Raw genomic sequence first — 19450 nt, forward strand, 5'->3', positions numbered from 1 at the left:
GACGTTATGAAAAAGAGGTAGCAGGTTGCTACCTCCATACACTATACCATATTTTCCATTTAAATGCCTTAAACACCTGTCTTGTTAACATTAACATCCGGCGCACTCACTGGCTTTGCAAGTGATTTTCCGGATTCAGTTACTGGCGTTGTGTCGCCTTTCACTTGGACAGCCACCTTATTGATACCTTCTTCATTAGTGAAGGTAAGCGCGAGACAATTCAGAGCTTCATCACTCACTGTTTTTTTACTAATACTTGAATATAAGTCTTCATTAAAATCTAAGGTCGCAACACCTTTATCATTCACTGATGGCTTACTGACTAAATCCAGATCATCATTAAAAGGTGAACTTAATGAAGCATCACCAATGGGACTCTCTTTTAAAGCCTCTACTGTTGCTGTTAGCTTATCCTCTGAATCACTGTAACGTTTAGTGACCGGAACATAGTATGTGTCGCCATTGTCAGTTTGTGCAAGATAATAGACAACCACTGTATCGGTTGTTCTAATATCCGCCATGTGACTGCTGTTATCAACATTAATGCCATCTGCACGTGTTAACCCTTGCTCTGGTAATGGTGTTTTAGCAACAGGCATTTCCTGAAGAGGCTTGCCATTCACACTAAGTTTGACACGGTCAATATTATCAAATTGTGTGAGCGTCCAAGTAATGGACTGCATGATTTTCTGTTCATCATCTTTTTTGTACTTTGTGAACTCTTTTGAGAAGTCAGCTGTTAGTGTTCCGTCTTTTAGATTCACAGAAAATGTTGTTCCAGCTGGAATTACAGCCTTGAAGCCATCGGGTAAGATTTCAGAAACAGGACCATCTTCTACAAGATATTCTAACGCTTGTTTTGCAACTGACTGGGATTTTGGTAATTCAAAAGTTTGCGGCGTTACATGCCCATTTTCATCAACAAGATAGAGCTGTCTCTCAACACCTGCTGTTTTTTCATCCTGTTTTTTTCCGTTGTCTTTTTGATCTTTCTGGTCCGTGTCCTTCACTATGCTCGATTGATCTGACACTTGATCTGTATTCGATGGTGATGCTTTATCATAACCGCATCCGGAAAGCACGAGTGGAAAGAGCACACACATAGTTAGAATAGATTTTTTGCCGGGGATACGCATAGTTCTTCCTCCTCTGATGGTTTGTACTAATATGTATACGAGCTTTTGTCCAATTTAGACCAAAAAATGAAAAGTATTTTACAACATCAAGTCAAAATCTCTGCAAATTATTTAAAATATCAGCGCCATCGAATGTAACACGTCGGTCTCAAAATACATATGATATCTTGACTAAATACCTTCCTCGTAGCTCTTTGCTCGAGCAAGGAGGGGGAATTGTTGACAGAGAATTATCATCGTCCTAAGCCATTACTCACTAAACGGGAAAGAGAAGTTTTTGAACTGCTCGTCCAGGATAAAACGACTAGAGATATCGCACAAGAACTCTTTATAAGCGAAAAGACAGTTCGAAATCATATTTCCAACACCATGCAAAAATTGGGAGTCAAGGGACGTTCCCAAGCTGTTGTCGAACTATTGCGCATTGGCGAATTAGAATTATAATGAAGACCGGCTTTCTTTCTCGGAAGGCCGGGTTCATTCTTTTTAATTGCCCACAAAAAAGAAGCTCTTCACTACATAAATGATGAAATTTTTTAAAGACTATTATAATAATGGACCAAGTCAAAATTCCTCCTCCCCCTCTATGAGTTATGTTAAAATAGGAAAAGAGTGCTTACCAGACAATATAAAATCAATGGATATAGAGGGATGAGGCACCTTGCTATGGAATAGTGAGAATTTACCCTTTCGGGAGGAACAATAATGGCAGAGGCAGGAATCTTAAGCTATGAAATGACGGGCAAAATGGAAAAACAATTAAGATTAATTTCATCCGTGATAAAAGAAACTGGAAGACAAATGTTAAAAGAATATAACCTGTCGCCCCCACAATTTATTGCATTACAATGGATTTCCGAAAAAAATGGGATTACTATTGGAGAACTTTCCTCTTTTATGTATTTTCCTTTTAGTACTACAACCGATCTCGTCGATCGCATTGAAGAAAGGGAATTTGTGAAGCGTGTAAGAGATGAAAATGATAAACGATTAGTTCGCATTTATTTATTGCCAAAAGGTGAAGAGTCTATAAAGGCGGTTATCCGAAAACGTCAAGAATACTTAAATACCAAATTTGCTGATTTTACCGAAGAAGAAATTGCCCAATTTCAAGATGGGCTTAATAAACTTTATACAGAAATAAGAAAAGACTTTTAATAACAAAATAGACCATTTGGCTTTTCTTAAAGCTAAATCCATAAAATATATTTCAACTAGTGTGAAACAAATGAGGCGATGTTTTGAATAAACCAATCGGAGTGATTGATTCAGGAGTTGGCGGCTTAACAGTTGCAAAAGAGATCATCAGGCAACGTCCTAATGAATCCATCCTCTATTTAGGAGATACAGCACGATGTCCCTATGGACCGCGCCCTACTGAAGAAGTGAGAGAGTTAACCTGGCAAATGGTTCGCCACTTGCTCAAACAAGATATTAAAATGCTTGTCATTGCTTGTAATACAGCTACTGCTGTGGCTTTTGAGGAAATTAGAGACACCCTTCCCATTCCTGTTGTCGGTGTTATTAATCCAGGAGCCCGTTCAGCATTACAAGTAACTCGCAATTATAATGTAGGTGTCATTGGTACTGTTGGGACGATAAAAAGCAAGGCCTATGAACATGCCTTGCAAGAAATCCATCCACAGATTCAAGTCACTTCCTTAGCATGCCCGCTATTTGTTCCACTTGTAGAGGCTGGCACACTCCATAGCCAAGAAGCTAAGGACATTATTGCTGAGAGTCTTAAGCCACTAAAAGAAACAGATATCGATACGCTTATTCTTGGATGTACACATTATCCATTATTAAAAACTCTCATACAAGAAGTGATGGGAGACGACATTCATTTAATTGATTCAGCTAAAGAAACTGCTCGTGAAATGAGTACCATTATTTCACATAATAATATCGCTGCAACGAGCACGACTCCGAATCATCAATTTTATTCCACAGGCGGACAACATGTCCTGCGAAATTTAGTCAACCAATGGTTACAACTCCGATCATCCGTTAACCGAATTTCATTATAAGGATAAAAAGCTTCTCTAATAAGAGAGGCTTTTTTATTTGTGCCCATTAAAACTCTCGATCAAAAATATCAAGCCCCATAAATCATAAAAGCACGATTGCTATAGAATGCGACGTAACATGAGAAGAGTTATAGGGGTTAATAGTGGGGAGTTCCGCTCCAGGTCGCCCGCTTTCCTCATGCCCACAGGACTAAGGAAAGCGACTAAGAGATTAGTCCTCGCAGAAAAATCGTGTTCTTACGATTTATTGATGTGGGTAGGATCGGTGTTCGACGCACCATCGGGGTCCCCGAAAAGTGTTCTTTACTTTTTGGGGTGGTAATCGGGGTCCCCGAAAAGTGTTCTTTACTTTTTGGGGTGGTAATCGGGGTCCCCGAAAAGTGCTCTTTACTTTTTGGGGTAGTATTGATGTTAGCTACGGTGTTGTCACATGGACGTGACGTTTTCAACCGAAGTTCCTTGGTTGTTATTTGTGTTCCAAAGTCTTTATACTTCACATCTCCTGTTCCTGCGTCTACTCGTATGGCTTCGTCGTCAGCTTCGTGCCGTGTCCTTAATTTTTGTAAGTAAAGGAGGAGATTTTATTCTCAGCTTTAAAAAGAGTCTCAATCTCAAAATTGCCCGTCAAGAAAGGCACTTGACCGACAATCCTAAGATTGAGGAGGTTCCTGTTAAGCTGAGAAAGGAAAATCTTTAGTCGTAAATGACTCTAAAATACATTTAAAAAAGGAAAAGCGTCCGGTGCGTCCGGTCCTTACTTAGAGCCTTCGGAACAGTTTTAATCTAAAGTGCATCGATAGGCAACACATTGATTGAAGCGGAAGGTGCTCTGACTCCTACGGGAAGCACGCGTCCGAAGATCCACTTTGGAGCACCAAAAAACTGACTCTAAAGTTAGCTGAGGCCGTGCCCGTGGAAAACGAAGTATTCTGCCGAAGCGGTTGTTAAACACTAAATATAATAAGGTATGAGCTGCCAAAGCCGATCGAATTGACGCCGCAAATTCCTTCGACTTCGAAAATTTATGCTCTCATGAGAAAGCGATTTTCTAGAAATTCAAACGGGCATTTTAAAACATAGAAATTAGAGCTAACTTTTCTTGAACTTAAAAAAAGCAACCCGCAATTGATCATTACGGATTGCTTTTTTATTTTGATTATCTATGACCGAAAAAGCTCTTAAGGGAATGAACAGCTGCTTGTCTATTAATAGCAGCAATTGAAGTGGTCAATGGAATCCCTTTAGGGCAGGATTGCACACAGTTTTGGGAGTTACCACAGCCCTGTAATCCACCCTCATCCATAAAGCTTTCAAGACGCTCTTCTTTATTCATTTCACCAGTAGGGTGAGCATTTTTAAGTTCAACTTGACCAAAAACAAAAGGTCCCATGAAATCAGTTTTACTGTTCACATTTGGGCAAGCTTCAAGACATACACCACATGTCATGCATTTTGACAGCTCATAAGCCCATTGTCTTTTGTTCTCAGCCATTCTTGGACCTGGTCCTAAATCATAAGTCCCATCAATAGGAATCCATGCTTTGACCTTTTTCAAAGCCTCAAACATACGACTCCGATCGACAGCAAGATCACGAACAACTGGGAATGTACGCATCGGTTCAACCCGGATAGGTTGTTGAAGAGTATCTACTAACGTACTGCATGCCTGACGTGGTTTACCGTTAATTACCATGGAACATGCACCACAAACTTCTTCCAAGCAGTTCATTTCCCAATGTGGCGGTGACGTTTGTTCACCTTTAGCAGTAACAGGATTACGTCGGATTTCCATTAACGCCGAAATGACGTTCATGTTTTGTCTATAAGGTACTTCAAAACGTTGTTCGTAAGGGGTGGCGTCAGGTCCATCTTGTCTCGATATAATAAATACTACTTTTTTTTCATCAGCCATCTCCTATGCCCCCTTTAATGTTTTTTAGTATAATCACGTTTACGCGGCTTAATTAACGATGTATCAACCTCTTCATAGTACAAGTCAGGACGATTATCTGCCGCATTAAATTTAGCCATTGTTGTCTTTAAGAATTCCTCATCATTACGTTCTGGGAATTCCGGTTTATAATGAGCCCCACGGCTTTCATTACGATTGTATGCACCTAGGGTTATTACCCGTGCAAGTTGTAGCATATTCCAAAGCTGACGAGTGAATGCCGCTCCACTATTTGACCATTTTGACGTATCATTCACATTAATATTTTGATAACGTTCCATAAGTTCTTGAATTTTTTCATCAGTCTTGAGAAGCTTTTTATTCTCACGAACAACAGTGACATTATCTGTCATCCATTCGCCCAGTTCTTTGTGGAGAACATAGGCATTTTCGCTACCATCCATCTTCAAGATATTGTCATATTTCTCTTGTTCACGCAGTCTATTTTGATCATAGAGCTGAGAAGACATATCTTCAGCGTGTTTGTTAAGTCCACGGATATACTCAACAGCAAGTGGACCTGTAATCATGCCCCCATAGATGGAAGAAAGTAAAGAGTTTGCTCCTAGACGGTTGGCGCCGTGATATTGGTAATCACTCTCACCACATACAAATAAACCAGGAATATTGCTCATTTGATTATTATCGACCCATAATCCACCCATTGAATAATGGACAGCAGGGAATATTCTCATTGGTACTTTACGTGGATCTTCTCCGACAAACTTTTCATAGATCTCCATAATCCCACCAAGTTTGACGTCCAATTCATGGGCATCTTTATGGGAAAGATCAAGATAAACCATGTTCTCGCCGTTGATGCCTAATTTCTGATTGACACAGACATCGAAAATTTCACGTGTCGCAATGTCACGCGGAACAAGATTTCCATAAGCTGGATATTTTTCTTCAAGGAAATACCAAGGCTTCCCATCTTTATAAGTCCAAATTCGACCGCCTTCACCACGAGCAGATTCACTCATAAGACGAAGCTTATCATCACCAGGAATAGCGGTTGGATGAATTTGAATAAATTCGCCATTTGAATAAATTGCACCTTGCTGATAAACGGCCGAAGCGGCTGTTCCTGTATTAATCATAGAATTCGTTGATTTACCAAAGATAATACCACAGCCACCAGTTGCTAAAATAACAGCATCTGCTGCAAATGTCTCGATTTTCATGGAATGAAGATCTTGAGCCACAATCCCACGACAGGTTTGCTCATCATCAACAACAGCAGAGAGAAACTCCCAATACTCATACTTCTTAACAAGACCCTTTACTTCCCAACTCCGAACTTGTTCATCAAGTGCATAAAGCAATTGTTGACCAGTAGTCGCGCCAGCATAGGCTGTTCTGTGAACCTGTGTTCCACCAAAGCGACGGAAGTCAAGAAGACCTTCAGGAGTCCGGTTAAACATAACACCCATTCGGTCAAACAAGTTAATAATATTTGGAGCTGCTTCACACATGGCTTTAACTGGAGCTTGGTTGGCAAGAAAGTCTCCACCATATACAGTATCGTCAAAGTGTAACCATGGAGAGTCACCCTCACCCTTGGTATTAACGGCACCATTAATACCGCCCTGTGCACAAACTGAGTGTGAACGTTTTACTGGTACAACTGAGAAAAGGTCAACATGCACACCAGCCTCAGCGGCTTTAATCGTCGCAAATAACCCGGCAAGACCACCACCGACGACGATGATTTTTTCATTACTCATAGAATTACACTCCCTACATCATTGCTACTACATCTGGATTGACAAAAGCAAAGATACTTCGGATACCGACGATGGCAAGTAAAATAAAAATGACAACGGTAATATAAGATGTAATGCGTTGTGACTTCGGTGTCACGAGAATTCCCCAGTGCACAAGAAAAGCCCATAATCCATTGGAAAAATGGTAAACAGCGCAAAGTACACCAACTATGTAAAAAGCCACCATCCATGGATTATCTAAGATATTTGCCATCATATCAAAGTTCAATTCTGTGCCTCTTAGCATAGCAATCCGTGTTTCCCAGATATGCCACGCAAGGAAAATCACTAGGAAAAGCCCCGTCCAACGTTGGAAAAAGAATAACCAATTTCGATAATAACTGTACCGCTTAGCATTTGGTTTGGCTTGAAACGCAATATATATTCCATAGATCGCATGGAATAGAAGCGGCAAGTAAATAAAAACGATTTCTAGAAAGACGAGATAAGGCAAGCTTTCCATAAAGTTTGCTGCTTTGTTAAATGCTTCAGCGCCTCTGGTTGCAAAGTAATTTACAGTCATGTGAACAATTAAAAAAAGTCCAACTGGTATTAAACCAAGAAACGAATGAAGCCGGCGATTAACAAAATCTCTGCTGGCCATTAAAGTTCCCCCTTTACATTCAGGTTTTCCGGTTGCATATTCTAGAATGATCCAGGCCAATAAACCCATAATAATAATATTTGGGTCTCTCCCGCCTATGTTAGCGGAAACAGTTGCGAACACTGTTATTGTGCGCAAAACTTTTAGCCGAATTGCAAATATGTAACAAATACATTGTACTCTCAACATTATACCTCGTCAAGAAATCAGAAATTCCAATCAAATCCATTAAAAAAACTCGTAGTTTAACCATAAAAAAAACGATATACTATGGTTAGAAGGAGTGGAGCAGCCATGAAATCTGAACAGCCGCAAATGCAAACTTATGGAGAAGAGCATGTTCCCGCTTTTGGTTACGAATTACTTCGGATGGTTCTTCTCCCTGAGCTGCTGGGAGAAGAACTAGAACCCATTCTGTACTGGGCTGGACGAAAATTAGCCAGAAAATATCCCTGCAATACGATTGAAGAGCTTATTTCTTTCTTTGAACAGGCAGCATGGGGAAGTCTAGAATTTTGTGAGGAATCTAAAGGGAAAATGAAATTTGAATTGCGCTCAAATCTTATTAATGCACGCTTTAAAGACAAAAGCAATGATAAATTTTCTTTGGAAAGTGGCTTTTTAGCAGAACAAATTCAACATATTAAAGGCTTTACAGCCGATTCCTTAACAGAAATTAAAAATAATCGTGATAAGCGGGTCCTATTTGAAGTCGCCTGGGACACCAAAGATCCTATAAAAAATACTTAATGTCCGAAAAAGAAAAAACTTGTTTTCACCCACACCCGAGGAGAAAACAAGTTTTTCCATTTTAATTCAGTTCACTACTTTAAAACCCTCTCATTTACTGCATTTTCCCTGATACCCGTCTTTTATTCAACCGTTGATAAGGGTTTAACCTCTTCTAAATGAAAGGCACTGTGCAACGCTTGGAGTGCTCCAGTTAATTGCTCAATGGAAATGATAGTTGACACTTTAATTTCTGATGTGCTCACCATTTTCACTTTTATGCCTTCTTCATTTAAGGTTTTAAACATGGTTGCCGCTACCCCTGGATTGGAGACCATCCCTGATCCCACAATAGAAACCTTCGCTAAATTCCCTTCCACATTAAGCTCACGAAACTTCAAGGCAGCCTTATGATTATTTAAAACATCAAGAGCATCATTCAAAGCTTCTTCAGAAAGTGTGAAAGAAATGCTTGTTTCCTGATCATCAAGGGCATTTTGAATAATGATGTCAACATTCACTTTTGAATCCGCTAAGACTTGAAAGACACTAGAAAGTGTTGTGAGATCATTGGGCAAACCTAATAATGTGACTTTGACGACATCCCGTTCAAATGCTAACCCTCTCACCGCTAAACCTTTTTCCAACTGAGCTTCCCCCTTAATAATTGTCCCTGGTTCATCGCTGAAGCTAGAGCGTACTGTCAAAGGAACATGAAATTTTTTGGCATTTTCAACAGCTCTTGGATGAAGGACACCCGCTCCTAAATAAGCCATCTCTAACATTTCATCATAACTAATCTCTTTTAATTTTCTTGCTGTTTTTACAACGCGAGGATCTGTTGTATAGACTCCATCGACATCCGTGTAAATTTCACATAAAGTTGCCTTTAAAGCTGCGGCTAGTGCTACAGCAGAGGTATCAGACCCACCACGTCCTAAGGTTGTAATTTCATGATCTTGAGTAATGCCTTGGAAACCTGCGACAATGACGACATGACCCGTGTTTAAATAATCTAGAATAGGCTCCGTATGAATCGCTTCGATCCTGGCGTTGCCATACACATTCTCAGTTGTAATCCCCGCTTGCCAACCTGTAAGTGAAATCGCTGCCTGCCCGCGACGTTCCATTTCCATCGCTAATAACGCTATGGTCTGTTGCTCGCCTGTTGAGAGAAGCATATCCAACTCCCTTTTGCTAGGGCGGTCAGTGATTTCTTTCGCCAAACTCATAAGATGATCCGTTGTCTTTCCCATAGCAGAAACGACAACAACAACCTGTTCACCTTCATTAACTTTACGAATCAGTCGATCCGCAACCCGTTTAATGCGCTCAACGGAACCCACAGAGGTCCCTCCAAATTTCATCACTGTAATCGTCATTTGCTCGTTCCCATCTCCATTCCGACAAATAGAAAAGCAGTGAAGACATATTATCCTCACTGCTGTATAATTACCCTTTACACAACAGGCTTGGATAGTCCTCCACACAATTCTTTGTGTGACAAATCCAGACTTCTTCAATCATGGATCCAGCGAAGATTCTAATGAGCGGCTCTTCACTTCGGCAATTATCCCTTTTGTGCTCGTTCATTAAAGCTCATCCTTTTCCCGAACACTACTGATGATAATCGCGCCTCTATCAAAACACTGTTCAATCAATAGTTCTATATGAAATTAAGTTGAATTATAGCATGATTTGAAAGTTGCAACAATCAATTATGCCGTTTTCGAAACCATCAGATTAATCATACATCTTCTCTTTCTTCTGCAAAATGATTAAAAATCCTTTGGGCCACCCCTTGTGGCATACCCGCTTCTACAAGTTCCTCTAATGTTGCCATTTTAATTTTTTTTACAGATCCAAAATGACGTAAAAGTCCTTTTTTTCGTTTTGGACCAATGCCCTCGATATCATCTAACTCCGATTTAATCATTGATTTATCCCGCACTTGCCGGTGAAAACTAATCGCAAACCGGTGAACCTCATCTTGAATTCTTTGTAATAAATAGAACTCCTGACTATTTCTTGCCAGAGGAACCACTTCTGGAGGGTCTCCCATCACCAGCTGCGAGGTCCGGTGTTTATCATCCTTGACCAGACCACAGACAGGAATAGTTAATCCCAGTTCATTCTCAAGCACATCAATGGCCGCCCCCATCTGACCTTTACCGCCATCGATAAGAATTAAATCAGGAAGCGGGAGTTTTTCCTTTAACAGACGGCTATAACGTCTGCGAATCACTTCTCTCATAGAACCCACATCATCAGGTCCTTTTACTGTTTGGATTCTATATTTCCTATACGCCTTTTTATTGGGGCGGCCATCCTCAAATACCACTAGCGCTGAAACAGGATGAACACCCTGAATGTTAGAATTATCAAAAGTCTCAATCACTCTTGGCGTCGCAATGTTTAATTTTTCTCCCAAGTTCTCAACGGCTTTTATCGTTCGAGATTCATCACGCTCAATTAAGAAAAACTTTTCTTTTAAAGCAATGCTGGCATTTTTCCCTGCCATCTCCACAAGTTCCTTTTTTCTCCCCTTTTGTGGCTGGGTGACGTCAATTTCTAAAAGGGAGGCGATTAAGTCGCGATCAATATTTTTAGGAATTAAAATCTCTTTTGGTTTAATATGATTCGCCTTAAGATAAAATTGACCAATAAACGATAAAAAATCCTCTTCTGGATCGCCATAAAAAGGGAAATGCGAGACATCTCGTTCAATCAATTTCCCTTGTCGCATGAAAAAGACTTGAACACACATCCACCCTTTGTCATAGGCAAAGTTGAAAACATCACGATCTGTTGTGTCATTAAACATGACTTTCTGTTTTTCCATGACTGTTTCAATATTCCTGATCTGATCTCTCAGCTCTTTTGCCCGCTCAAATTCAAGCTTTTCGGCGGCTTCGTTCATTTCTTTTTCAAGCTTTTTCTTAATGTCACGGTGTCCGCCATTTAAAAACCGAATGATCCCATCAATCATTTCCTTGTATGTCTCTTCCTTAATCTCATTCACACAAGGGGCAAGACATTGACCGATATGGTAGTATAGGCACACACGATCAGGCAGTGTACGACATTTTCTTAAAGGATATAGTCGATCAAGGAGTTTCTTAGCTTCTTGAGCTGCTGCTACATTTGGATACGGACCAAAGTAGCGCCCACTATTCTTCTTCACTTTTCGGGTGATCACCAGTCGAGGGTCTTTTTCATTCGTTAATTTAATATACGGATAGGATTTGTCATCGCGTAGCATGATGTTATATTTGGGATCATGCTCTTTGATTAAATTCATTTCTAAGAGTAACGCTTCAATATTTGAAGACGTCACAATGTATTCAAAATCATCTATATCTAAAACTAAGCGTTGTGTTTTAGCATCATGGCTTCCAGAGAAATAAGATCGAACCCTATTCCTTAGATTCTTAGCCTTTCCAACATAAATAATGGTTCCGCGATTATTCTTCATTAAGTAACACCCTGGCTGATCTGGTAGATTCGCCAGTTTTTCACTTATATTAGCCATAGTGTTCACCTCTTAAAAACATTTCCCGGGAAACAATTGTTGCCATTTCCACTACTCAAGAATACCACAAATTCTTGCAGGCTACTTTAATTAAAATTTTTTAAAATGGTATTTCTAAACAATAAAACAAGCGGAGTATACTTGATTCGATCCTTTGCTCAGCAATGAAATTCTCCCTATGAAAAGATCTCCACCCGTTTTCACCTGTATTAGACGCGATCAACACAATCCTAATTGAGGACAACCTTTGCGTTTTCTCCCCTTTACAAGAACGGACCTATACGTCACCGTTTCGTTAAGCGCGGAATGTAAAAATGTTTCCTATATTTTATCCCATTATCCCTAACGCTTCGAACCTTAACCTCAGTATACATTTATAGGACAAAAAAAGGCTTGAGATCGTATTGACCTCAAGCCTCATGATGGGAAATTAAGCGTGTTTATTAATAAACTCTTCTAGAGCTTCTTTTGGCTGATAACCAACTACTTTATCGACAACTTCACCGTCTTTGAAAAGAAGTAAGGTTGGGATGCTCATCACACCAAATTTGCCAGCTGTTTCTTGATTGTCATCAACATCCAGCTTCACAATTTTTACTTTATCGCTCATTTCTCCGTCGATTTCTTCTAATACAGGAGCAATCATTTTACAAGGACCACACCATGTTGCCCAGAAATCAGCAAGTACAAGACCATTAGATGTTTCTTCAGAGAAGTTTTGATCAGTTACATGAGATATTGCCATTTTAAGGCCCCTCCTTTATGTTCAATTATTACTACTATTCCACCGCAGTATAACATTTAACCTCTTTAAAATTCCAATAATTGAACTCAAGGCTTTTTACATGCTGTTCTCAAGCCATGATTAGGCTTGTTGCAAGGCTTCTTTAAAATACTGCGTGAGAAGAGGAACAACTTCAAAGATATCCCCGACAATCCCGTAATCCGCAATACTGAAAATATTAGCGTCAGGATCTTTATTTATTGCGACAATCACTTTGGAACTCGACATCCCCGCAAGATGTTGAATGGCCCCTGAAATACCGCAAGCAATATAAAGATCGGGGGTGACAACCTTTCCAGTCTGACCGATCTGCAAGGAATAATCACAATACCCTGCATCACAAGCGGCTCTTGAAGCACCTACTGCGCCACCTAAAACGTCTGCAAGTTCTTGTAAAGGTTTAAAACCGTCTGCGTTTTTCACGCCGCGCCCCCCCGAAACAATGACTTTCGCTTCAGAAAGGTCAACACCGGAAGTCGTTTTCTTAACAATGTCTTTAACAACCGTTCTTAAATCCTTAATGACAACATCAAAGACCTCCACGGGAACCTCTCGAGATTCATCGATGTCTAAGGCCTCGATATTGTTCGGACGTATGGTTACAAAGATAAGGCCTTCTTTAATCCGCTTTTTCTCAAAAGCTTTCCCCGAATAAATTGGTCGAATAAAAAGGGGATCACTCCCTTCCTCAATATCAATAATATCAGAGACAAGAGCACTATTTAAACGTGCCGCTAGTCCTGCGGATAAATCCTTGCCAATAGAGGTATGACCCATGATAATCGCGTCTGGTTCCTCACTGTCAATCACTTGTTTTAATGCTTGTTTATAGCCATCTGGCGTATAATGCTTTAATTTTTCATCCTCAACGGTAAGGACACGATCAGCACCGTATTGACCTAATGTTTTTCCAAGATTGGCAAGTTGATCACCGCAAATCACAGCGATAACCTCTCCACCATTGGCAATCTTTTTACCAGCCGCAATTGCTTCAAAAGAGACATGTCGAAGCTCACCTTCTCGCACTTCAGCTACCACTAATGTTTTTCGTGCCATTCCTATCCCTCCAATATAAAATATGCTTCAAAAGAGAACCATTCAGAGCTCAATGCTTTTAGAGATGCAACGCCTTACAATTCTGCACTGACGACCTAACAGAACGATTTAATACACCTTCTATATCACTTTAGCTTCTGTTCTTAGTAATTTAACAAGCTCTGCAACTTGTTCTTCAACTTCGCCTTCTAGAATGCGTCCGGCTTGTTTTTCAGGAGGCAAAAAGACGTCAACCGTTTCAGTTAAACCTTCCACTTCATCTTCATCCAAATCTAAGTCGTCTAACTCTAAGACTTCTAAAGGTTTCTTTTTAGCTTTCATAATTCCTGGTAATGAAGGGTAGCGTGGTTCGTTTAACCCTTGTTGCGCAGTTACGAGAACCGGGAGCTCTACCTCTACAGTTTCTTGATCGCCTTCAACATCGCGTTCAATCGTTGCTTTCCTATCGGAAATCTCAAGACCTACGATGGTCGTCACGTAGGGAATAGCGAGTTTTTCGGCTAGGCGCGGTCCCACTTGCCCAGTACCATTATCGTTAGACACGTTACCACCCAGAATTATATCCACCTCTTTATCCTTGAAAAAGGCCGCTAATATTTCAGAGGTTGAGCTTTGGTCATAATTCTCAACATCTTCATTATTAATTAAATACGCCTTGTCAGCCCCCATTGCTAACGCTGTTCGCAATTCCTTTTCAGCTTCTTCTTCACCGACCGTTACAACGGTGACTTCACCACCATGTTCCTCTTTTAACTTGATAGCTTCTTCAATCGCAAACTCATCATATGGATTAATTATAAATTCGACGCCATCATCTGATACCCGACTATTTTCAACGACGATTTTTTCTTCAGTATCAAAAGTCCTTTTCATCAATACAAAAATATTCAATGAAAACCCTCCTCTTAAAATTGAGCTTATTTATCCTTAAAAATCGGCTTACGCTTTTCTATAAAAGCCTTTATCCCTTCTTTAGCATCATATGAGACAAAGACCTCTCCAAAACTCATCGCTTCTCTTTCCATTCCCCGACTGTATTCTCCTTCCCTGGCATCGCTCAAACAAGCAAGGAGATGGGCCATTGAAACAGCACTCTTTTCAGCGATTTTATGCGCAAGCGCCATTGCTTCGTGCAAATGTTCCCCCTCGGCTACGAGATAATTTACAAGCCCCCACTTCAGGGCTGCTTCAGCATGAATCGGTTCGCTCGTCAGCATCATTTCCGTAGCCTTAGGCACACCTACCAGTCTCGGGAGTCGCTGGGTGCCCGCAAATCCAGGAATCAATCCTAAATTCAATTCCGGCAGACCAAATTTTGTTGCTTTATCGGCGACTCGAAGGTGACAAGCCATTGCTAATTCTAACCCCCCACCAAGAGCAGCACCATGCATTGCTGCAATCACTGGTTTAGAAAAGTTTTCAATACGATTAAAAACGTCCTGTCCTCTTCTTGATAGACCTTTAAAATTTTCACTATCGGTGTATTGAGTAAATTCTTTTATATCCGCTCCTGCTGAAAAGAAACGTCCCTCACCATGAATGACAACCACTTTTACGGACGATGCCTCTTCAATGTCATGTAATTGCTTATCGAGTTCATTTATCATCGCTGATGATAAAGCATTGGCCGGTGGATGATGAAGCGTTAATACGGCTACTCTATCTTCATACGTACATTTTACTAGTGTCACTTTTCTGGCCCCTCCTTGCTCCAATTTAGAAGCGCCTACAAAATGTATTATTTAAAACTACTTAACGGGTTAAACCATTAAGTAGAAGATCGCTTACGGGTTCAGCAAGTGCTGCGAGATCGAAACGTTGATCATTCATGACCCAGTTCGAAACAGTCTCATCTAATGTGCCGAAAATCATTTGACGTGCCAACCGTGTATCAAGGTTCTCACGAAAGATGTGATGTTCCTTCCCATAATCAACAACACTATCGATGACAGCAATATAATCTTTTAATGTTTCATTTATTTTATGACGAATGGCTTGATTCGATTGCCGCAATTCTAGCTGTGTCACAATGGCAAGATTACGATGGGCTGCTAATTGAGTGAAATGCATCCTGACAAGCGTAGCCAGCTTTTCGCCAGGTTTCTCTTGAGTCATAATTTCGGCTTTGATCTTTTCAATAAAGTCGCCCATCTTTTCTCGGAAAACTGAGATCAAAATATCCTCTTTATTCTTAAAATAGATATATATCGTTCCATCGGCAACCCCTGCACGCTTTGCAATTTTAGATACTTGCGCTTGATGGAAACCATTCTCTGCGATCACATCCACCGCAGCTTCAATAATCAGCCTATATTTCGGACGGTCTTTAATTCCCATTCCCTTTGTATTCCCTTCTTAGAAAATGAATGACTATTCATTCATTTCTATTATAAAGAAAAAATGCAAATTGGTCAATACTTTAACAGTGAGCCAAAAGAGGAAGGCCATGTCTCCTTCCTTTTGACCCAGTTTCGTTTAAGTATACTAAAGTTAAGCCACTAAGCCAAACTTTAAGATGACCGCCGATCTTCATCCTTTAATAGTTCTCGTTTTAAAATCTTCCCAATCGTCGACTTGGGTAAATCTTTGCGGAACTCATAAATCTTTGGCACCTTATAGGCTGCTAAATACTTACGGCAATGGCGATTGAGCTCTTCTTCCGTTAAGGCTCTCCCATCTTTTGCGACCACAAATGCCTTCACTGTTTCTCCACGATAGTGATCATGAACACCAACCACAGCCGCTTCCTTGACATCAGGATGCTCATATAAGACTTCTTCAACCTCACGAGGATAGATATTAAAACCACTTGCTAAGATCATATCCTTCTTCCGATCAACAATATAAAAATAACCCTTTTCATCCATGTAAGCCATATCACCCGTGAATAGCCATCCCTCTTTTAACACTTGTGCCGTTTCCTCAGGGCGATTCCAGTAACCCTTCATTACTTGCGGCCCTTTAACCACAAGTTCGCCAACCTCTTTCAGACCCAACTCCTCACCTGTCTCTGGAGAAACAATCTTGGCCTCTGTATCGGGATAAGGGATCCCAATACTCCCTAAAATACGCTCACCCCAAATGAGATTACAATGAGTCACTGGAGAGGCTTCGGTTAATCCATACCCTTCAACTAATTTTCCACCTGTCAGTTGTTCAAAACGTTGTTGTACCTCCAAAGGTAATGGCGCTGAACCACTAATACAAGTCTTGATAGAAGATAAATCATACTTCTGAATATCAGGATGATTGATAAGTGCAATATACATGGTAGGCGCCCCCGAAAAAACCGTTGGACGCAATTTTTCAATCATTTTAAGAACTTCTCCTGCTTCAAACCTCGGTACAATAATCATTTTTGACAGATGCATAATGCTTAAATTCATCACTATTGTCATTCCATAGACGTGAAAAAATGGCAAAACACCAAGAATCGTGTCTTTTCCATATTCATGGCGATACTGCCACATACGTGATTGCTCTGTATTGGCAATCAAATTCCGGTGAGTCAACATGACCCCTTTAGCAAATCCGGTCGTCCCACCAGTATATTGTAATAACGCAAGATCCTCTTCTGGTGAAATGTGTTCCGGTACAAAATCGGTCACGCCTTTTTTAATTAATTCCGTAAATAAAAACACATCTTTAACGTTCTGAAATTCTCTCTTTTTTGGTATTTTTGTTTTGGATGCTATCGGGTACAAAAGCTTTTTAGTAAGTGGAAGGTAATCTTGAACCCCTGTAACGATAATGGTTTCCAAACTCGTCTTGGACTGCACGTTCCTTACACGGGGATAAACCTGATCGAGGCAAACGATCATTTTCGCCCCTGAATCGCTTAATTGATGCTGCAATTCTCGTTCCATATATAATGGATTCGTTTGAACAACAATGCCTCCAACCATTAAAGCTGCATAGTAAGCAATGACAGACTGTGGAGAGTTCGGTAGCATAATCGCTAGCCGATCACCTTTTTTTAATCCGTGAACCGTCAATTGCTGCGCCAACTTTAAGCTTTCATTATAGAGATCACGATAGGTCATTTCCTTTCCCATGAAATAAATAGCGCTTTTGTCTGGATGCTTCTCTGCTGCTTCTCTCAAATAATCAAAAAGCGGGCGTTCCCCATAATCTATTTGTGGGGAAATCTCCTCGGGATAGTGCGAAAGCCAAGGTTTTGCCTTCGTTCCCATATATGAATCCTCCCTTAGTACCGCACCCTCAAACATCACATTCCTTATCGCTATTATAATGTAAACCCTTTCATTTTGAAAACATTTCGCATCAATTTTTAAAATTTTTTCATTTATAGATCATAAATATGAGAGATGATATCACCATTCAAGCATTTAAGAATAAGCAAAATTGAGTATGTTTTGCTGGCTATTATAGACGCTTTCCTAGAAGATATCACAAGTCCCGTACTTTATAGTTGAAGGAAATGGCGACGTAACTGCTAAGCTAGGAGCTAACAAGTGATGCTGCTGGCTTATGGTATGGATTTCCGCTCCAGGCCGCTCGCTTTCCTCATACCCACAGGAAGTGGGTAGGATCGGTGTTGTCACAGGACGTGACGATTTTAGCCGATCGTCCTAAGTGGCCTCAGCTAACTTGGGAATGGGCTATTTGTTCCCAAGTGGATCTTCAGACTCGTGCTATTTCCGAAGGAGTCTCGCGCCTTACGCTCCAATCCACTTAATAGCAGTTGATGCTTTTCTCAACGGGTATCAACGTTGGTAGAATTAGCGTTGTCACCTCCTGCCTTTGTCTCATACGGTTCTTGCGTATTTCCTTCGTTTGATATGAATCGTGAACTCAAAAACAATCTTACTTAGCGTAGGCAGAATACGTAGACTCCTGTGGGACAGCACGTGTCTGAAGACCCCTAGATCACCCCAAAAAACAAAAAACGTTTTTCGGGGACCCCGGTTGGGTGGGTTGTCCGTGAGGAGGCTGAAGCCGTGCCCACGGAAAGCGGAGTATTCTGCCGAAGCGGTTGTTTAACACCCGATGAAGTCAGTGTATTAGAGCTGACACACTTATAGAATCTACGTCGGAATCTATTTCAATGACAGCACACGATGTGAACGGATCCTTTAAAATAAAACAACCCTTTACGCATTATTAAATACAGCGTTTTGCTGAAGAATTCATTCCCAATAAGCTCAAATAAAAAAACAGCAAGAAGTATACTCACTCCTCACTGATCTTTTACTTATCTTAATAATGTCGGAAAAACCTAAGTGCTGTTTTTCACGAGAGAATGTGTTCAAGCACTGATGGGTCTTTTATTGTATAGCAAGGTAGATGATACCGGCAGCACCGAAAATCACACAGCAACCAATCAATATTTTTGCCAAAGTTTCCAAAATGACATCCCCCTAGTGACCTTATAAAGGGCAAATAGTGATGAATCAAACGATTGACATGCGCCCTTCTTCTTAATACAAGCTTTGTCCGATGACATAGGATAACCCCATGGAAATAATCATCGCAATGAGACCTACCGCAATATTTCCTTTTTCAATTTCATCATCAATTTTAAAGGATGGGGTCAAAAATTCAAAAATAAAGTATCCCACTAATAATAGTAAAAATCCAAAGGCCCCTTGAGTTATCGTCGTGAGCAGCGGTTCTCCCGTGCGAATCGAAAAGCGGAAAATATTTGCAATCCCAAATATTTTCCCTCCAGTCGCCATGGCCACAGCAACATTTCCATTTTTAATTTCATTCCAATTTCGATATTTTGTCAGTAATTCAAAAATCGCGAGAAAAACAACACCACACACAATGACAACACTAAAATAGCCTAATGTTTCAAAATAAGTATTCTCCCATAAGTGCTCCAATACCTATCCCCCC

At 40.4% G+C, this 19450-nt stretch carries 17 protein-coding genes and 1 riboswitch; of the genes, 4 read left to right on the plus strand and 13 right to left on the minus strand.

Annotation, left to right across the window (positions count from 1 at the left end):
* Positions 1 to 68: 68 nt before the first annotated feature.
* Positions 69 to 1136, minus strand: coding sequence for a GerMN domain-containing protein (locus IEV91_RS12300; RefSeq protein WP_188497703.1), 1068 nt, complete (start codon positions 1134 to 1136; stop codon positions 69 to 71).
* 219 nt (positions 1137 to 1355) lie between these two features.
* Here IEV91_RS12300 and IEV91_RS12305 point away from each other — a divergent pair, with 219 nt between their 5' ends.
* The 3 genes from IEV91_RS12305 (at position 1356) to racE (ending at position 3166) form a co-directional block, all read left to right on the plus strand.
* Positions 1356 to 1580 carry a helix-turn-helix domain-containing protein gene (locus tag IEV91_RS12305; RefSeq protein WP_188497704.1) on the plus strand — a complete coding sequence of 75 codons (225 nt, stop codon included), beginning with the start codon at positions 1356 to 1358 and terminating at the stop codon, positions 1578 to 1580.
* Between the two features lie 261 nt (positions 1581 to 1841).
* Positions 1842 to 2294, plus strand: coding sequence for a MarR family winged helix-turn-helix transcriptional regulator (locus tag IEV91_RS12310; protein WP_188497705.1), 453 nt, complete (start codon positions 1842 to 1844; stop codon positions 2292 to 2294).
* 83 nt (positions 2295 to 2377) lie between these two features.
* Complete coding sequence (gene racE, locus IEV91_RS12315) at positions 2378 to 3166, plus strand: glutamate racemase (protein ID WP_188497706.1); 789 nt, start codon at positions 2378 to 2380, stop codon at positions 3164 to 3166.
* A gap of 1156 nt (positions 3167 to 4322) precedes the next feature.
* On the opposite strand, the gene sdhB is transcribed toward racE, so the two are convergent.
* The 3 genes from sdhB to IEV91_RS12330 are packed head-to-tail and all read right to left on the minus strand — an operon-like array spanning position 4323 to position 7487.
* Entirely contained in the window at positions 4323 to 5078 is a 756-nt protein-coding gene (sdhB, locus tag IEV91_RS12320; protein ID WP_188497707.1) for a succinate dehydrogenase iron-sulfur subunit, read from the minus strand.
* A 14-nt stretch (positions 5079 to 5092) separates the two neighbouring features.
* Positions 5093 to 6844: a succinate dehydrogenase flavoprotein subunit gene (sdhA, locus tag IEV91_RS12325; RefSeq protein ID WP_188497708.1), complete on the minus strand. Its 1752-nt coding sequence runs from the start codon at positions 6842 to 6844 to the stop codon at positions 5093 to 5095.
* Between the two features lie 13 nt (positions 6845 to 6857).
* Positions 6858 to 7487, minus strand: coding sequence for a succinate dehydrogenase cytochrome b558 subunit (locus IEV91_RS12330; RefSeq protein ID WP_188497709.1), 630 nt, complete (start codon positions 7485 to 7487; stop codon positions 6858 to 6860).
* A 294-nt stretch (positions 7488 to 7781) separates the two neighbouring features.
* Here IEV91_RS12330 and IEV91_RS12335 point away from each other — a divergent pair, with 294 nt between their 5' ends.
* Entirely contained in the window at positions 7782 to 8237 is a 456-nt protein-coding gene (locus IEV91_RS12335) for a DUF2507 domain-containing protein (protein ID WP_188497710.1), read from the plus strand.
* Positions 8238 to 8359: 122 nt separating this feature from the next.
* On the opposite strand, the gene IEV91_RS12340 is transcribed toward IEV91_RS12335, so the two are convergent.
* From IEV91_RS12340 to IEV91_RS12380, 9 genes are all read right to left on the minus strand, one after another.
* Positions 8360 to 9598, minus strand: a complete 1239-nt coding sequence (locus tag IEV91_RS12340; protein WP_188497711.1) for an aspartate kinase — start codon at positions 9596 to 9598, stop codon at positions 8360 to 8362.
* A gap of 87 nt (positions 9599 to 9685) precedes the next feature.
* Positions 9686 to 9865, minus strand: a riboswitch (Lysine riboswitch).
* A gap of 98 nt (positions 9866 to 9963) precedes the next feature.
* Entirely contained in the window at positions 9964 to 11748 is a 1785-nt protein-coding gene (uvrC, locus tag IEV91_RS12345) for an excinuclease ABC subunit UvrC (RefSeq protein WP_188497712.1), read from the minus strand.
* Positions 11749 to 12178: 430 nt separating this feature from the next.
* Positions 12179 to 12493, minus strand: a complete 315-nt coding sequence (gene trxA / locus IEV91_RS12350; RefSeq protein ID WP_188497713.1) for a thioredoxin — start codon at positions 12491 to 12493, stop codon at positions 12179 to 12181.
* Positions 12494 to 12613: 120 nt separating this feature from the next.
* Entirely contained in the window at positions 12614 to 13588 is a 975-nt protein-coding gene (locus IEV91_RS12355) for an electron transfer flavoprotein subunit alpha/FixB family protein (protein WP_188497714.1), read from the minus strand.
* Between the two features lie 120 nt (positions 13589 to 13708).
* Positions 13709 to 14479: an electron transfer flavoprotein subunit beta/FixA family protein gene (locus IEV91_RS12360; RefSeq protein WP_188497715.1), complete on the minus strand. Its 771-nt coding sequence runs from the start codon at positions 14477 to 14479 to the stop codon at positions 13709 to 13711.
* A gap of 26 nt (positions 14480 to 14505) precedes the next feature.
* A complete protein-coding gene (locus IEV91_RS12365; RefSeq protein WP_188497716.1) occupies positions 14506 to 15279 on the minus strand; it encodes an enoyl-CoA hydratase in 774 nt (257 codons plus the stop codon).
* A 61-nt stretch (positions 15280 to 15340) separates the two neighbouring features.
* Positions 15341 to 15925 (minus strand): fatty acid metabolism transcriptional regulator FadR, encoded by a 585-nt coding sequence (gene fadR, locus IEV91_RS12370; RefSeq protein ID WP_239541227.1) that lies wholly within the window; start codon positions 15923 to 15925, stop codon positions 15341 to 15343.
* Between the two features lie 173 nt (positions 15926 to 16098).
* Positions 16099 to 17781 carry an AMP-binding protein gene (locus IEV91_RS12375; protein ID WP_188497717.1) on the minus strand — a complete coding sequence of 561 codons (1683 nt, stop codon included), beginning with the start codon at positions 17779 to 17781 and terminating at the stop codon, positions 16099 to 16101.
* 1248 nt (positions 17782 to 19029) lie between these two features.
* A complete protein-coding gene (locus IEV91_RS12380; RefSeq protein ID WP_188497718.1) occupies positions 19030 to 19437 on the minus strand; it encodes a DUF350 domain-containing protein in 408 nt (135 codons plus the stop codon).
* Between the last annotated feature and the right edge of the window lie 13 nt (positions 19438 to 19450).

The sequence above is a fragment of the Pullulanibacillus pueri genome (genome assembly GCF_014639255.1).
Classification (GTDB): Bacteria; Bacillota; Bacilli; order Bacillales; family Sporolactobacillaceae; genus Pullulanibacillus; species Pullulanibacillus pueri.

Bases quoted from the DNA above. Each gene is read 5' to 3' on its own strand.
- IEV91_RS12300 (WP_188497703.1), bottom strand. From the start codon at position 1,136: ATGCGTATCCCCGGCAAAAAATCTATTCTAACTATGTGTGTGCTCTTT.
- IEV91_RS12310 (WP_188497705.1), top strand. From the start codon at position 1,842: ATGGCAGAGGCAGGAATCTTAAGCTATGAAATGACGGGCAAAATGGAA.
- sdhB (WP_188497707.1), bottom strand. From the start codon at position 5,078: ATGGCTGATGAAAAAAAAGTAGTATTTATTATATCGAGACAAGATGGA.
- sdhA (WP_188497708.1), bottom strand. From the start codon at position 6,844: ATGAGTAATGAAAAAATCATCGTCGTCGGTGGTGGTCTTGCCGGGTTA.
- IEV91_RS12330 (WP_188497709.1), bottom strand. From the start codon at position 7,487: ATGGCCAGCAGAGATTTTGTTAATCGCCGGCTTCATTCGTTTCTTGGT.
- IEV91_RS12335 (WP_188497710.1), top strand. From the start codon at position 7,782: ATGAAATCTGAACAGCCGCAAATGCAAACTTATGGAGAAGAGCATGTT.
- IEV91_RS12340 (WP_188497711.1), bottom strand. From the start codon at position 9,598: ATGACGATTACAGTGATGAAATTTGGAGGGACCTCTGTGGGTTCCGTT.
- uvrC (WP_188497712.1), bottom strand. From the start codon at position 11,748: ATGGCTAATATAAGTGAAAAACTGGCGAATCTACCAGATCAGCCAGGG.
- trxA (WP_188497713.1), bottom strand. From the start codon at position 12,493: ATGGCAATATCTCATGTAACTGATCAAAACTTCTCTGAAGAAACATCT.
- IEV91_RS12355 (WP_188497714.1), bottom strand. From the start codon at position 13,588: ATGGCACGAAAAACATTAGTGGTAGCTGAAGTGCGAGAAGGTGAGCTT.
- fadR (WP_239541227.1), bottom strand. From the start codon at position 15,925: ATGGGAATTAAAGACCGTCCGAAATATAGGCTGATTATTGAAGCTGCG.
- IEV91_RS12375 (WP_188497717.1), bottom strand. From the start codon at position 17,781: ATGGGAACGAAGGCAAAACCTTGGCTTTCGCACTATCCCGAGGAGATT.